Raw genomic sequence first — 14,252 nt, forward strand, 5'->3', positions numbered from 1 at the left:
GGTTCGTGCGAGTTGATCAGAGTGTGCGTCACACGGTGGCGCTGACCGTCCAGGGATCGGTGCGCAGCGTGGACACGCGGGTTTCCAGGTCCGGCAGCGCGGATTGCACCACCGTCTGCGCCTGTGCGCACCAAGGGAATTCGGTCGCCCAGTGGGCCGCATCGATCACGGCCGGGCCACCGCGGCGCAGGTGTTCGTCGACCGGGTGGTGGCGCAGATCCGAGGTGACGTAGGCGTCCACGCCGAGGCGCGCCGCGGTATCCAGATAGGAGTCACCCGCGCCGCCGCAGACGGCGACGGTCCGGATCATGCGGTCCGGATCACCGGCCGCGCGAACACCCCAGGTCGTCGCGGGCAAGGCGGCCGCAACCCGAGCGGTGAACTCGCGCAAGGACTCCGGCTCGGGCAGTACGCCGACCCGACCGATGCCGAGCCCCGATGGCAGCGCGGCACGCTCGGTGACGTGGTAGGCGGGATCTTCATAGGGATGGGCGTCCCGCAATGCCGCCAGCACGGCCGCACGCGCCGAGGGCGGCGCGACCACCTCGAGGCGATCCTCATCGACCCGCTGCAATTCCCCGATCGCGCCGACCGCCGGATTCGCTCCCGCAACCGGACGGAACTGCCCGACTCCCGGCACTCGGAGAGCACAGTCACGATAGGTTCCGCTACCGCCCGCACCGGCCGCGAACAGCGCAGCCAGCACCGCATCGGCCTCCGAGCGCGGCACCTGCACCACCCAATTATCCACGGCGGCTTGTGGTTTCGAATCCAATGGCCCGGTGACAGTGAGCCCGAGCGCCGCGGCGAGCGCATCGGAAACCCCCGGATCAGCGGAGTCGGCATTGGTATGCGCCGCGAACAGCGCACATCCGGACCGGATGAGCCGATGCACCAGCGCACCCTTGGGCGTATCGGCCGCGACGCTGTCGACCCCGCGCAACAGCAACGGATGGTGCACCACCAAAGCCTGTGCCCGCCAATCGATCGCCTCATCGACCACCGCCGCCGTGGCATCCACGGCGAACAGCACCCGCGTCACCGCATCCCCCGGATCCCCGCACACCAGCCCCACCGAATCCCACGACTCCGCCAACTTCGGCGGATAAGCCGCATCGAGCACCCCGATAAGTTCCGCCAGCGTCGTCACGATCCGCCTACCTCCACTCCATCGATGCCCCCATAACACCTCGTCCGGGCCGACATCAGACCCCCGCCGCACGAATACCGGCGACCAGCCGATCGACCTCGGCGGCACCGCGGATGGCAACGCGGATGTAGTCGGGTCCGAGGCCGGGGAAGGTATCCGCGCGGCGGACCGCGATTCCCTGGTCCGCCAAGTGTTTCCACAGGAGTTCACCATCGGATACGCGCAGTAGCAGGAATGGTGCGTCGGCGGGCGTGTGGACGTGCACACCCAGCGCGGTCAGTCGTTCGATCATCGAATCCCGGTCGACGGCGATCGTCCGCGCACGCTGTTGGGCGGCGACGACCGCATTCGGCTCGGCGGTCGCGATGATCGCCTCGAGTTGCAGTGTCCCGAGCGGCCAGTGCGCGCGGCCGTGGTTCAGCCGCGCGAGCAGATCGGGTGCGCCGAGGAAGTAGCCGCAGCGCAGGCCGGCCAACGCCCAGGTTTTGGTGAGGCTGCGCAGGACGAGGATATCCGGGTCGGTCGCGGCGGCCAGCGACTGTGGCTCACCGCGGACCGCATCGGCGAAGGCCTCGTCGACCACGATGATCCGGCCGGGCCTGCGCAGCGCGCGGATGGTGTCGACGGGGTGCAGGACCGAGGTCGGATTGGTCGGGTTGCCGAGCACCACCAGATCGGCCGCGACCGGCACCAGGGCCGGATCCAGCGTGTACGGCGGTTCGAGGACGACGCGGGCAACCGGAATATCGGCCTCGCGCAGCGCCAGCTCGGGTTCGGTGAACGACGGATGCAGCACCGCGGCCAGCCGGGGTGCGAGTCGGGGCAGCATCGCGAAACCCTCGGCGGCACCGGCCAGCAACAGCACCTCGTCGGCGGTGCGGCCGTGCCGGGCCGCCACCGCGGCGCGCGCGGCGAATTCATCAGCCACGCTCGGATAACGGCCGAGGTCGTCGAGTCGGGCGGCCAACCGGTCGCGCAGCCAGACCGGCGGCGCACTGCCCTGCACATTCACCGCGAAATCGAGCATGCCGGGGTGCGCGTCGACGTCACCGTGGTGACGCAGTTTCGCGTGATCGACCTGTTCATCCGGCACGAGAAAACACCCTACGTGGCGGCTCATCGGGGCGACCGGCCAGAATGGCTGTCGTGGGTGAGTTGCACGTGTCGTTCGTCTGTACCGGCAACATCTGCCGATCGCCGATGGCGGAGAAGATGTTCGCGGTACACCTGTACCGCGAGGGGCTCGCGGACCGCGTGCGGGTCAGCAGCGCGGGCACCGACGGCTGGCACGTCGGCGAGGACGCCGACGCCCGCACCAATGCGACACTGCGCCGCCACGGCTATCCGACCGGTCACGTGGCCGCGAAACTCGGCAACCAGCACCGCGACGCCGACCTGCTGATCGCCCTCGACTCCGGTCACGAACGCCGACTGGCCATGCTCGGCGTCCCGTCGGACCGCCGCCGCCTGCTGCGCAGCTTCGACCCGGATGCCGACTCCCTCGACGTCCCCGACCCCTACTACGGCGACACCGCCGACTTCGACCTCGTCCACGACCAGATAGCCGCCGCCCTCCCCGGATTATTGGACTGGGTCCGAAGCACCCTCGCCGCTCGCAACGGCACGTCCACCGCTCACTTCGAAGCCGAGGCGAAGGCAGACGCGATCCAAGTCCGCGGCGCTGCCCGGTCCGGTGACGACACGCGGAGCCAGATCGCCGCCGAGCCGAGTACGGCCCGAGGAGCAGATCTCGCCGCCCAATCAGACCGGACGGTGTCCTACAGTCCCGTCCACGACGGACACGCGTGATGCGCCGACTGACCTTCCTCCTGCGTCCGAGCTGGCTGATCCTGGCCGTGCTCGTGGCGGCCTTCGCCTACCTCTGCTTCACCGTGCTCGCACCCTGGCAGCTCGGCAAGAACACCACCACCTCGCACCGCAACCAGCTGATCGCCGATTCGGTGGACGCCGCCCCGATCGATATCACCACCGTCCTGGACGACCAGGGCACCGATTCGCACGCCGAATGGCGTCGAGTCATCGCGACCGGTAGCTACATGCCGAATTCGACGGCGCTGGTCCGCCTGCGCCACCTCGACGGCGCCCCCGGCTACTCGGTGCTGGCCACCTTCAAGCTCGACGACGGCCGCATCCTGCTCATCGACCGCGGCCTGGTCGCCGCCGTCGACGGATCCCGCCCACCGCAGATTCCGGACCCGCCGGCCGGACCGCAGCGGATCGAGGCCCGAATCCGGATGTCCGAGGGCGTCACCCCCGGCAAGGACCCGATGGTCCAGGACGGCTATCGCCAGGTGTACTCGGTGGACACCACCCAGGAAATGGCCGTTCTGCAGGAGCCACTGACCGTGATCCCCACCGGCGAACGCGGCGGCTATCTGCAACTCGGCGAAAACCAGCCCGGCGCCTTCACCCCCACCCCCCTTCCCCAACTCGACGCGGGCCCGTACCTCTCCTACGGCCTGCAGTGGCTGGCCTTCGGCATCATGGCCCCGCTCGGCCTCGGCTATTTCGTCTACGCCGAAATCCGCGAACGCCGCAAGGAAAAGACGCCAGCGGCCCCGGAACCGACACCGACCGAAACCTCAACCCCCGCACCGACTTCTAGCAACGAACAACGCCTCGCCGACCGCTACGGCGGCACCCGCTGAGCCGTGTGACCTCGGCGTCAGCGCCGCAGGACCGACCAGAGAGCGGCCGTGAGAACAGCGCCCAGTTGGACTGCTTCCGACATGTGTACGGCCCGACGGAGATCCGCTACCTGGGGTGCGGGGCCGTCGCCGAGGGTGGGTCGCAGTTCGATGCCGTAGCGGTATTGGGTGCGGCCGCCGAGGCGGACGCCGAGCGCACCCGCCATGGATGCCTCGACCACACCCGCATTGGGGCTCGGGTGTTCGGATGCGTCGCGGTGCCAGGCGCGCAGCGCATCGACCGGATGACCGCCGACCATGGGAGCCAAGGCGGCGGTGAGCATGCCGGTAATTCGGGCGGGCAATAGGTTCGCGAGATCGTCCACGCGCGCGGCGGCCCAGCCGAAGCGCAGGTAGCGCTCGTCGCGGTAGCCGATCATCGCGTCGAGAGTATTGACCGCGCGGTATCCGAGCAGCCCGGGCGTTCCGGCGACCGCACCCCACAGCAGTGGGGCCACGGTCGCGTCGGAGGTGTTCTCCGCGATGGATTCCACTGCGGCACGGGCCAATCCGTCCGCATCGAGCGCCTCGGGATCGCGCCCGCACAGCGATGGCAGCAATGCCCGCGCACCCGTCAGATCACCGGACTCGAGCCGATCGGCCATATCGCGCCCGGTGCGCGCCAGGCTGCGTCCACCGAGCACCGTCCAGGTCGCCAGCGCGGTCGCCACCACCCCGCCACGACGCAGCCCGATCCCGAGCGCCGTCACCGCACCGACCAGCAAGACCTCGTGCACCACCCCCGCCGACCGCCGATCGGCATAGGTCGCCCGCTCCAGCGCACTCGCCGCCGAACCGAATCCGGCCACCGGATGCCACCGCCGGGGATCACCGAACGCGCGGTCGAGCGCGAAGCCGAGCACCAGCCCAACAGCCGTCGAGGTCCCCATTCGCACCCGGCGAGGGTAGCCGGTCCTCACCTCCCGACAACCCACGTCCCCACCGAACCCGCCGACGCACACGCATGCCAGAAGGGTGGTCGGCCCTGACTACTCCGCGAGATGCCGCCAGCTCGCCGCGACGAGGGCCAAGTTCCCGAATTTCGACTCCCCGGCATCTCGACATCGCGCCCGCCGTGCGGTTGCTGCCGCGATATCCCCGCTCACCCGAACGCGATCGCCCCCAACCTCGGTGCCGGCCACTATCTCGACACAGTCGGATCCTGACTGCTCGAGGCCCAGAATCTCGCGGCCGAGTTCGCAGCACCCGCGGCCAGAGCCCAACACGCGCGCAACCCCCGCAGTGCGCCACGCGACTCGGATGTCACACTCGCTAGCCCTGTTTCGTCATCGTGATGACGACTCATACACTCGCCCCTGAGGGGGCCGGACCGACGAACGGCGAGAACAGTGACCGCAGACCAGCCAGCCTCCGAACCGATCGACCAGGCCGAATTGGCCCGGCGTTTCGAGGAGCACCGGCCGTATCTGCGCAGGCTCGCCTACAGCACGCTCGGCAGTCTTACCGATGCCGATGATGTGGTGCAGGATGCGTGGCTGCGGCTGCAGCGCCAGTACGAGGCCGGGACCGCGGGCGAGATCGAGAATCTGCGCGCCTGGCTCTCCACCGTCACCGGCCGCCTGGCCCTCGATCAGCTCGGCTCGGCCCGCGCCCGCCGCGAACAGTACGTCGGCGAATGGCTACCGGAGCCGGAGGTCACCAGCTGGGACGATCCGGCCGACCGGATCACCCAGGACGAGCGCGTCACCACGGCGCTGCTGGTGGTACTGGAATCCCTTTCGCCCGCCGAGCGCACCGCATTCGTGCTGCAGGACGTGTTCGGTATGAGCGGCCCCGAGGTCGCCGAGGTCGTCGGCCGCACCCCGGCGGCCGTGCGGCAACTCGCGTCGCGCGCCCGCAAGCGCGTCGAGGACGGCACACCCCGTTTCCCGGCCTCGCCCGACGAGCAGGAGAAGGTCGTCTCGGCCTTCGCGGTCGCCTGGCGCTCCGGTGATCTCAGCGCACTGCTCGGCGTACTCGACGCCAATGTCAGCCTCACCGCCGACGGCGGCGGTAAGGTCCCCGCGATCCGCCAGCCGGTGCACGGCGCCGAACTCATCGCGAAGATGCTGCTCGGCTGGTACCACGCACCGTCCGCGGCGGGCGCCTGGGGCCGCGCGGTCCTGGTCAACGGCGCACCCGGTCTGGTCGTCTTCGACGGCACCCACATCGGCGTCTTCGCCTTCACCATCGACAGCGGCCGCATTACCGCCATCAATGTCGTCCGCAATCCGGACAAGTTGCACGACCTCCCCACCGAGGGCGCCCCCGACTGGTACCTCGGCCCGAACGCCGAATAGTGCACACGGCCCGCACCTTCCCCGGTGCGGGCCGCCCATCCGACCTCAGGCAGATGCCTCGGCAACCGGCGCTTCCTGCTGCGCGTCTCCCCCGGATCGCTGGCGCCGCAACACAATGAGCCACGCCCCGCGCGCGAGCAGAACACTCACTCCCGCCAACGCGGCGATGCCGAGAAACACCACAAGAGCCGGCCACACATAGGTGACCTGCAGGAAGGTTCCGGCTCGCCCCCTGAAGACGAGCCCCGCGAGCTGCGGCAGCACCGCCAAGATCACCATCGGAGCCAGATAGGGCAACTGCCGCAGTGCGATCAACCACGGCGGTCGGACGGTCTGGCGGTCGGCCCACCGGCGCGATCGCACCAGGCAGAACACACCGAGACCGACCGTCCCGAGCGTGAACGGCGCCATCCCCCAGTCCGCCCAGATACTCCACGGGCGGTGCACATCCGGCGTCTGGCCCCGGGTCAGCTCGACCAGCCCCTGCGCGATGATCCCGGGATCGTCCTCGAGCGACATCCCGGTATCGGCGATCACGGCAATCCCGTACCCGGTGTCGGGCAACAGCACCTGTTCAGCGGTATAGGTGAACCAATCGCCATTGTGCGAGAGCTGGACTCCGTGGTCGGACTGCGCACGCCGCCAGCCCATTCCGTAGTCGTCATCGCCCACCCCGGACGGTGTGTGCATCTCGGCCACCGCTGCCGCGGATATCACCCGCTGTCCGTCCGCCACCAGACCGCTGCTGTTCTGAGTGATCAACCACTGGGCAAGATCGGCGGCCGTGGTGATCACACCGTGGCTACCACCGACGAACCAATCGGGCTCCGCCACCGGTATCGCGAACCCGTACGCCCGAATGTATCCGTGCGTCACATCATCGGCCGCACGCGCCGTATCCACCGTCGTGGTGTTGCGCATCCCGATGGGCCCGAAGACATTCCGCCGCAGATAGTCCGCGAACGGTTCCCCACTGACCACCTCCACCAACCGAGCGGCCACCTGATAGTTCGGATTGTGATAGTTGAATCGCGTCCCCGGATCGGCGGCCAATTTCGCTGTCCGCAGTCGCTCGACCGCCCCCGCCAGCGAATCCGCCTGCGGCCGCCGCAGATCGGGAAATGCGGTATCCGACATGCCTGAGGTCTGGTTCAGCAACTGCCGCACCGTGATCCGCTCACCGCGCGGATCGGCCAGCCGGAAGTCCGTGAGGTACTGACGCACCGGCGCATCCAGACGCACCCGGCCCGCGTCGACCAACTGCATCACGGCCAACGCCGTCATGGACTTGCTCACCGAAGCGATCGGCATTCTCGTCGTCGCGGTGATGGCCGAACCGGTGGAATCGTGACCGTACCCCGCGACATACACCACCTGATCCCCGTGCGTAATGGCGATCGAAGCCCCCGGCAACCGGGTCCGCGAAAGGTATTCGGACATATACCGGTCCACCGCGGCCGAATCGAGGCCGGCCGGCGCCGCGACCGCCGCACCGGAGTACGGCAGCAGCACCAGCAGCAAGGTGATCACCAATACCCAGGCCCGCCGCAGGTATTCCACCGTCACCGATCTCGCCCTCATCATTCTCGGTCCGCGTCGAGCCGTCAGCCCGCCAAACCTACCGGTTCGGAGTTCGAATACCCGTGCGCCGCCGCGACCTCCGCCGATAGCAACCGCCCCTTATCCGCGGTAACCCCGTGCGCGAGTTCAGGATGCGCGGTGCACGCCTCGCGCCACCCGTGATCGGCGATGGCGCGCACATACGGCATGGTGGCATTGATGAGCGCGAGGGTCGCGGTATGCGGCACCGCGCCCGGCATATTCGCCACACAGTAGAACAGCGAATTCGCCACGCGGAAGGTGGGATTCGCGTGCGTGGTCGGACGCGAGCCTTCGAAGCATCCACCCTGGTCGATCGCGATATCGACCAGCACCGAGCCGGGGCGCATACCGCGGACCAGCTCCTCGGACACCAATTTCGGTGCCCGCGCACCGGGCACCAGCACCGATCCGATCACCAGATCCGCGCCGAGCACCACCCGTTCGATCTCGACCGCATTCGAAGCCACCGTCGAGACCCGCCCCTGGAACAGCGCGTCGAGCTCGCGCAGGCGCGTCAGATTCGTGTCCAGCACAGTGACTTTCGCACCCATCCCGGCCGCGACGGTGGCCGCGTTCGTCCCGGCGACACCACCGCCGAGCACCACCACATCGGCCGGCGGCACCCCGGGCACCCCGCCGAGCAGCAGCCCGGCGCCCCCGAGCGGCGCCATCAGGTGATACGCGCCGACCTGGGGCCCGAGCTTGCCCGCAACCTCACTCATCGGCGCGAGCAGCGGCAGCGATCCATCCACCGCCCGCACCATCTCATACGCGATCGCGGTGATCCCCGACCGCAGAATCGCATCGGTGCACTCCCGCGAGGCGGCCAGATGCAGGTAGGTGAACAGCACCTGCTCGCGCCGCATCCGCGGATACTCCTGGGCGATCGGCTCCTTGACCTTCAGTACCAGCTCGCCCTCCCGCCACACCTGATCGGCGCCGGGCACCATCCGGGCACCCGCGGCGAGGTACTCCGCATCCGGAAAACCCGACCCCACCCCCGCGCCGGTCTGAATCAGCACCTCGTGCCCGTGCCGCACCAGTTCCCCGGCACCGGCCGGGGTCAGCGCCACCCGAAACTCCTGTTCCTTGACCTCCCGCGGAACTGCGATCCTCATATCGCCATCGTGGACCACGGACCGGAGCTTCGCCATGAACGCCGCGCGCTCCCGAGGCAGTCCGCCACCGTGCGGCTATACCTCGAACGGCTGACCCAAGCGCGGGATCCGCAGCTGAGCGGCCCGTCCGGCGTAGTCGAAGTTGCGGGCCAGGTAGTCCAGCGGCTCACTGAAGTGGTGCCAACCCTCGCCGTGCACGGCAACGACCACCGCGTCGCCGAGCAATTCGGCGGCCGCGAGTGCGGTGCGCCCGTTCAGCGTCACGTCGGCGTCGCCGAACCGCCCGACATTCGCGCCCCCGACATTGAGGACTGCGATATCGATCCGCCCGATGCGCTGCACGATCTGCTCGACCAGCGCGACCGAGGCGTTGTCCCCGGAGACGTACACGGTCGGCTGGTCATCGGCCTGCAGTACGAATCCGGTGACCATCCCGCTGAATGGTTCGCACCCCTCGGGCCCGTGCAGCGCGGGCACGCCCGTCACGCGCACCTCACCCACCGTGACGGTCTCCCAGTTCTCCAGTCCCCGAACACCGTCGATGCGTCCGGCCGCATCCGTGGTCGAGAGCACGGTCGGCACCTTCGTCAAAAACTCGCGGCCCGAGGTGTCGAGGTTGTCCGCGTGCTGATCATGCGAGAGCAGCACCACATCCACCGGCCCCACCTCATCGGCGGATACCGCCGGGCCGGTCAGCTTGTGCAGCGTGATCGGACCCGGGTAGTCGCCGGGAGCATCGAAGGTGGGGTCGGTGAGCCAGGTCAGATTGCCGTACCGGAAGCGCAGGGTGGGCCCGCCGATGTGCAGGGCTTCGACGGTGGTGCGTTCGATCGTCTCGGTCATGCGATCAATATTTGCCGACCGCCCGGAGCAATCAAAAGTGGCCCGTCAGCCACCCAGCGATAAGATCGGGCCATGCGTACCGTCGCCGTCCTCGCCTTCGATGGCGTCATCCCCTTCCACCTGTCCGTGCCGACGCTGGTCTTCGGCCGTGTCGGCGCCGAGGGCAGCGCCGACTACCGCGTCGAGGTATGCGCAGAGCGTCCCGGCACCCTGCGGACACCCGCCGGATTCGACATCGTCGTCGAAACCGGACTCGACGCCTTCGAGCGCGCCGATCTGGTGGTGATCCCGAGCTGGCGCCGCGATCAGGCCATTTCGGACGATCTGCGCGACGCACTGCATCGCGCCCACGCCCGGGGTGCCCGCATCGTCGGCCTGTGCCTCGGCGCCTTCGCGGTCGCGGCGAGCGGCTTGGCGGACGGCCGGGAGATCACCACCCACTGGGCCGCGGCCGACGACCTCGCCGCCGCCTACCCCACGGTCCGGGTCCGCGCCGATACCCTCTGGTCGGACCTCGGCGACATCATCACCTCCGCGGGCGTCGCCGCCGCACTCGACTGCTGCCTGCACCTGGTGCGCGGCGACCTGGGCAGCCGGGCGGCCACCGAATTGGCCAGAGCGCTGGTGACCGCACCGCACCGCAGCGGATCCCAGGCCCAATACATTCCGGTGGCCGTGCCCGACGCCGCCGACGATGATCCGATCGAACGCGCAATGGTCTGGGCGCGAACCAATCTCGGCGAACCGATCGATCTGGACGGCTGGGCCCGCGTCGCGCTCATGTCGCGGCGCACCTTCACCCGCCGCTTCCGCGATCGCACCGGCAGCAGTCCGCAGCAGTGGCTGCTGCACCAGCGCGCCGATCGGGCCAGGCTGCTGCTCGAATCCACCACCGACACCATGGACCGCATCGCGACCGAGACCGGCTTCGGCACCGCGGTCAGCTTGCGCCATCACTTCCACCGCATCCTCGGCACCAGTCCGGCCGCGCACCGCGCGCTGTTCTCGGGGACGCCCGCGATGCCGGCGATCTCGTCGTCTAGGTTTTCGGCATGAGGATCGAGGTAAGCGGACACACCCCGGAGATCGACGACACCGCGTGGATCGCACCGAATGCGACCGTGATCGGACGCGTGCGACTGGCCGCCGAGGTGAGCATTTGGTACAGCGCGGTGCTGCGCGGTGATCTCGAGGCGATCAGCGTCGGCGCGCGTACCAATATTCAGGACGGCTGCGTACTGCACGCCGACCCCGGCTTCCCGCTCACCGTAGGTACCGGAGTCTCGGTGGGGCACAACGCGATCCTGCACGGCTGCACCGTCGGTGATGATGTGCTCGTCGGCATGGGCGCGACGGTGCTCAACGGTGCGGTCATCGGTGCGGGCAGTCTGATCGCCGCGAACGCCCTGATACCGGAGGGCGCGCAGATTCCGCCCGGCTCGCTGGTCGCGGGCGTACCCGGCAAGGTGCGCAGGGAATTGACCGAGGCCGAACAGGACGGCATTCGGCTCAATGGCGCTGTGTACCTGCACAACATGGCCAACCACCGGGTCGCCAAGCAAGTGTGAGACAGACCACACTGATCAAATGTCCGATCGGAATCGCTGATAACATTTTGCCAGCGTGCCCGGTGTCCCGGGATCTCCCGCCGACGCAGCTGTCGAGTGGCCTGTAACGCGGAGGGTGAGCCCGCCGGGATGGTGGCTGCGTAGCGTGCAGGCAGGAGGTATCACGGTGGCGTACGTGCAGCAGAGCATGCACCGGCCGTCGGGGCGGATCAGCGTGGCCGATATCGCGGCCCAACCGGGCGGGATCGAGGCGCTACAGCGACGGGTCCACGAGTTGCGCTCCAGCGGAGTGGATTTCGCCGCCAATGCGATCGAACAAGAGATGGCGGAGCTGGATCTGCCGCGACCGTAGTCACGCGCTCACACTCATCGAACCACCAGCGATAGCCCTCCTGTCGACCTCTGGTGCCGATCCCCGGCCGAACCATCGCGACCCGGTGAAATAATGAACACCGATCACCCGCACCGTCGCGACGCCCAGCCACCATCGGCGTCCGAGCCGATACGACTGGAGACTCGATGCCGACCGTCCCGCCCATCCTCCAGCGCATTCTGGAAAAGCCCGTCAGTGACGGCGAGAGGCTGCTGGAGAGTGCGCTGTCGGCATTCCTGGACTTCGGTATCAAACGCACCAGCATGGGCGAGATCGCCCGGCGCGCCGGAATCAGCCCGGCCACGCTGTATCGGCGGTTCGAATCGAAGAACGACCTGGTCGAGGCGGTGAGCGTGCGCGAGGCACAGCGTTTCGTCGCCGAAATCGATAAGCGCGTGCAGAAGGTCGAGGGCGTTGAAGAACAACTGGTGGAGATCTTCGTCGCGGTGATCACCGAGATCGCCGGCAACGAACTGTTGCGCAGGCTCCTGCGAACCGAACCCGACCTCATCCTGCCCCGGCTCACCACCGACGCCGGGCCGATCATCGCGGTCGGGCGCACCTATCTGGCGGAGAAGTTGCGCGAACTCCGCAGCGGCGCCGACGACGACTTCGACTTCGACCTCGTCGCCGAGATCATGGCGCGGCTCGCGCTCTCACTCGCACTGACGCCCGACGGGCTCATTCCGATCGATGATGTGACGGCAGGTCGCGAATTCGCGCGGCGCACGCTGCTGCCGATGGTCGGTGTCCGCACCACCGCCTGACGCGGCATCAACACTCTAAGCGCTACGTAATCAACGCATTTCGTATACTCGCGGGCCGAATGCGGCCGCCACCCACTCATCGAGCAGACGCAGCGAATTCGCATCCGGCACCCGCCCGCCGTCGACGAAATCCCTGACCAGCTCGACGACCCCGCCCGCCCGCATGGTCGTCGGATCCGGCAGCGGCAGCCGGGAGACGTACTGGGTGATCCACCGCCGCCGCCCCGAATACAGCCGATTCCCGCACACCGCATCGTAGAACCGCAGCCCGAGTGCCGAATTCGCCACGCCCATCAGCAAATACGCGAGTCGCTCGGCCGCACCGTCCACCCCGAGATCGGCCAGCGATATCCAGTAGCAGTCCCCGTTCACCACCGCCCCCGACCGATCCAGGGCGAACCGCGGCCGCTCACTGATATCGGGAAACACCACCTTCGGCACCCGCCACAGATGCGGCCGCTGCGGCACCCAGATCTCGAACCACTCCCGGCCACCGTCGGTCAGATACTTCCGCGCGGCCAACGTCTCCCGATTCGCCTCCAAATACGCTGCGGCCCTGGGAAATCCCCGCAGATCAACCGGTATTCGCGTGGATTCGGAGGTGTCGTACGGATACAGCACCCTGGTGTCACGCGCCCGCGAAATCCGCCACGGCTCGACATCGTGATGAGTGATCAAATCGAATAACAACTCCCCTTCCGGCCGCAGCTCCATCTCCCCCCATCGCTCGGAGATGAACACCCGATCCGCAGTCGTCTTGATCCCCACTCGAATCCGCCCCACCTCTCCGAACGTCCGCCAGGTCCCCGCCTCCACCTCCCCCAACCACCCGTCCACCCCGGGCCGCGACATCCGCCACGCTCCCTTCCCACCCCCGTCGCCGGCCCCCAACGTTCCCGTATCTGCACCCTCACCCTCCTGTCCCGAAGCCTGATCGCTGGTCACTGTCTGATCGCCGGTGGCCAGCGCGCCGACCTCGACCGCGAAGGTGCGTCCGGCATGGGTGACGGTGTGGCTGCCTTCGGCTGTCAGTGCCTCGAAAAGATCCGCCGCACTGACGGTTTCGGTGGTTTCGACCTCATAGGCCGAGACGTGGCGGCAGACGGCACGGGATGCGGTGCGGGTGGCGATGGTGACCGCGGGCAGCACCGCCGCCTCGAAGAGTTTCGTATCGCCGAGGTCGTACAGTTCGACCGGAGACAGCTCGGTGAGCAGCAGACTCCGAATATTCGCACCCGCCTTGGTGGTGAGAAACCGATTGGCGCACAACAATCCGAGCACCCCGTCCGGCCGCAGCAGCCGCGGCGCGATCGCGACGAACGGGTGGGTCAGGTCGATCCGGCCGCGCAATCCGAACCGCTTGCTGAGCAGTTGCGCGGTCGGGCCACCCAATTGCTGCGTCCGCACATACGGCGGATTGGTGATGATCGCATCGAACGACCCGTCCGCGATCCCCGCCGACGCGGTCAGGAAATCCCCGATATGCCACTCGACCGCAACCCCCGCCGCCTCCGCCCGCTCCCGCGCCATCGCCACCCCGGCCAGGTCCAGGTCATACCCGACCAACTCCACCGCCACCCCCGGCATCACCTCACCCGCCACCCGATGCAGCGCGAGCAGCAGTTCACCGTCCCCGCAAGCCGGGTCGAGCACCCGCAACACGCCAGCACCCGGTACCCCGTCGCGCACCCCGGGTCTCGGCACATGCGCGACCAACCGCTCTGCCAGGAAGCGTGCCAGGGCAGGGGGCGTGTAGTGCCTACCGTGCCGTTTGCGGTCGCGCGCGGCAGGGTCCCCGGGATTCATGCCAGGGATTCTGCCTC

General features: G+C 68.4%; 13 protein-coding genes and 1 pseudogene. 7 read left to right on the forward strand and 7 right to left on the reverse strand.

Annotated features, from left to right (window positions below):
- Nucleotides 1–28: 28 nt before the first annotated feature.
- The gene (locus ACQP2D_RS32150; protein WP_433679663.1) at nucleotides 29–1,150 is read right to left on the reverse strand and encodes a Nif3-like dinuclear metal center hexameric protein; all 1,122 of its coding nucleotides are present in this window, start codon (nucleotides 1,148–1,150) and stop codon (nucleotides 29–31) included.
- A gap of 55 nt (nucleotides 1,151–1,205) precedes the next feature.
- Entirely contained in the window at nucleotides 1,206–2,243 is a 1,038-nt protein-coding gene (cobC, locus tag ACQP2D_RS32155; protein ID WP_433679664.1) for an Rv2231c family pyridoxal phosphate-dependent protein CobC, read from the reverse strand.
- A gap of 44 nt (nucleotides 2,244–2,287) precedes the next feature.
- On the opposite strand from cobC, the pseudogene ACQP2D_RS32160 reads away from it, so the two are divergent.
- A pseudogene (locus ACQP2D_RS32160) lies at nucleotides 2,288–2,749 on the forward strand (low molecular weight protein-tyrosine-phosphatase); the annotation flags it as partial.
- 209 nt (nucleotides 2,750–2,958) lie between these two features.
- On the forward strand, nucleotides 2,959–3,819 hold the full coding sequence (locus ACQP2D_RS32165) for an SURF1 family cytochrome oxidase biogenesis protein (RefSeq protein ID WP_433679665.1): 861 nt from the start codon (nucleotides 2,959–2,961) through the stop codon (nucleotides 3,817–3,819).
- 17 nt (nucleotides 3,820–3,836) lie between these two features.
- Here the strand turns inward: ACQP2D_RS32165 and ACQP2D_RS32170 are convergent, their stop codons facing one another.
- Entirely contained in the window at nucleotides 3,837–4,748 is a 912-nt protein-coding gene (locus ACQP2D_RS32170) for a cobalamin biosynthesis protein (RefSeq protein WP_433685828.1), read from the reverse strand.
- A 459-nt stretch (nucleotides 4,749–5,207) separates the two neighbouring features.
- On the opposite strand from ACQP2D_RS32170, the gene sigJ reads away from it, so the two are divergent.
- On the forward strand, nucleotides 5,208–6,158 hold the full coding sequence (gene sigJ, locus ACQP2D_RS32175; protein WP_433679667.1) for an RNA polymerase sigma factor SigJ: 951 nt from the start codon (nucleotides 5,208–5,210) through the stop codon (nucleotides 6,156–6,158).
- A gap of 45 nt (nucleotides 6,159–6,203) precedes the next feature.
- Here the strand turns inward: sigJ and ACQP2D_RS32180 are convergent, their stop codons facing one another.
- From ACQP2D_RS32180 to ACQP2D_RS32190, 3 genes are all read right to left on the reverse strand, one after another.
- Nucleotides 6,204–7,724: a serine hydrolase domain-containing protein gene (locus tag ACQP2D_RS32180; RefSeq protein ID WP_433679668.1), complete on the reverse strand. Its 1,521-nt coding sequence runs from the start codon at nucleotides 7,722–7,724 to the stop codon at nucleotides 6,204–6,206.
- Nucleotides 7,725–7,762: 38 nt separating this feature from the next.
- Nucleotides 7,763–8,878: an alanine dehydrogenase gene (gene ald, locus ACQP2D_RS32185; protein ID WP_433679669.1), complete on the reverse strand. Its 1,116-nt coding sequence runs from the start codon at nucleotides 8,876–8,878 to the stop codon at nucleotides 7,763–7,765.
- A gap of 75 nt (nucleotides 8,879–8,953) precedes the next feature.
- Entirely contained in the window at nucleotides 8,954–9,721 is a 768-nt protein-coding gene (locus ACQP2D_RS32190) for an MBL fold metallo-hydrolase (protein WP_433679670.1), read from the reverse strand.
- Nucleotides 9,722–9,793: 72 nt separating this feature from the next.
- Between ACQP2D_RS32190 and ACQP2D_RS32195 the strand changes: the two genes are divergently transcribed.
- The 4 genes from ACQP2D_RS32195 (at nucleotide 9,794) to ACQP2D_RS32210 (ending at nucleotide 12,429) form a co-directional block, all read left to right on the forward strand.
- Entirely contained in the window at nucleotides 9,794–10,777 is a 984-nt protein-coding gene (locus tag ACQP2D_RS32195; RefSeq protein WP_433679671.1) for a GlxA family transcriptional regulator, read from the forward strand.
- Entirely contained in the window at nucleotides 10,774–11,289 is a 516-nt protein-coding gene (locus ACQP2D_RS32200; RefSeq protein WP_433679672.1) for a gamma carbonic anhydrase family protein, read from the forward strand. Before ACQP2D_RS32195 ends, ACQP2D_RS32200 begins: the two co-directional genes overlap by 4 nt.
- Nucleotides 11,290–11,455: 166 nt before the next feature.
- Nucleotides 11,456–11,641, forward strand: a complete 186-nt coding sequence (locus tag ACQP2D_RS32205) for a hypothetical protein (protein ID WP_433679673.1) — start codon at nucleotides 11,456–11,458, stop codon at nucleotides 11,639–11,641.
- 167 nt (nucleotides 11,642–11,808) lie between these two features.
- On the forward strand, nucleotides 11,809–12,429 hold the full coding sequence (locus ACQP2D_RS32210; RefSeq protein ID WP_433679674.1) for a TetR/AcrR family transcriptional regulator: 621 nt from the start codon (nucleotides 11,809–11,811) through the stop codon (nucleotides 12,427–12,429).
- Between the two features lie 30 nt (nucleotides 12,430–12,459).
- Here ACQP2D_RS32210 and ACQP2D_RS32215 read toward each other — a convergent pair whose 3' ends face one another.
- Nucleotides 12,460–14,235, reverse strand: coding sequence for an Eco57I restriction-modification methylase domain-containing protein (locus tag ACQP2D_RS32215; RefSeq protein WP_433679675.1), 1,776 nt, complete (start codon nucleotides 14,233–14,235; stop codon nucleotides 12,460–12,462).
- Nucleotides 14,236–14,252: the final 17 nt, after the last annotated feature.

This window comes from Nocardia sp. CA-119907, assembly GCF_050955995.1.
GTDB lineage: Bacteria > Actinomycetota > Actinomycetes > Mycobacteriales > Mycobacteriaceae > Nocardia.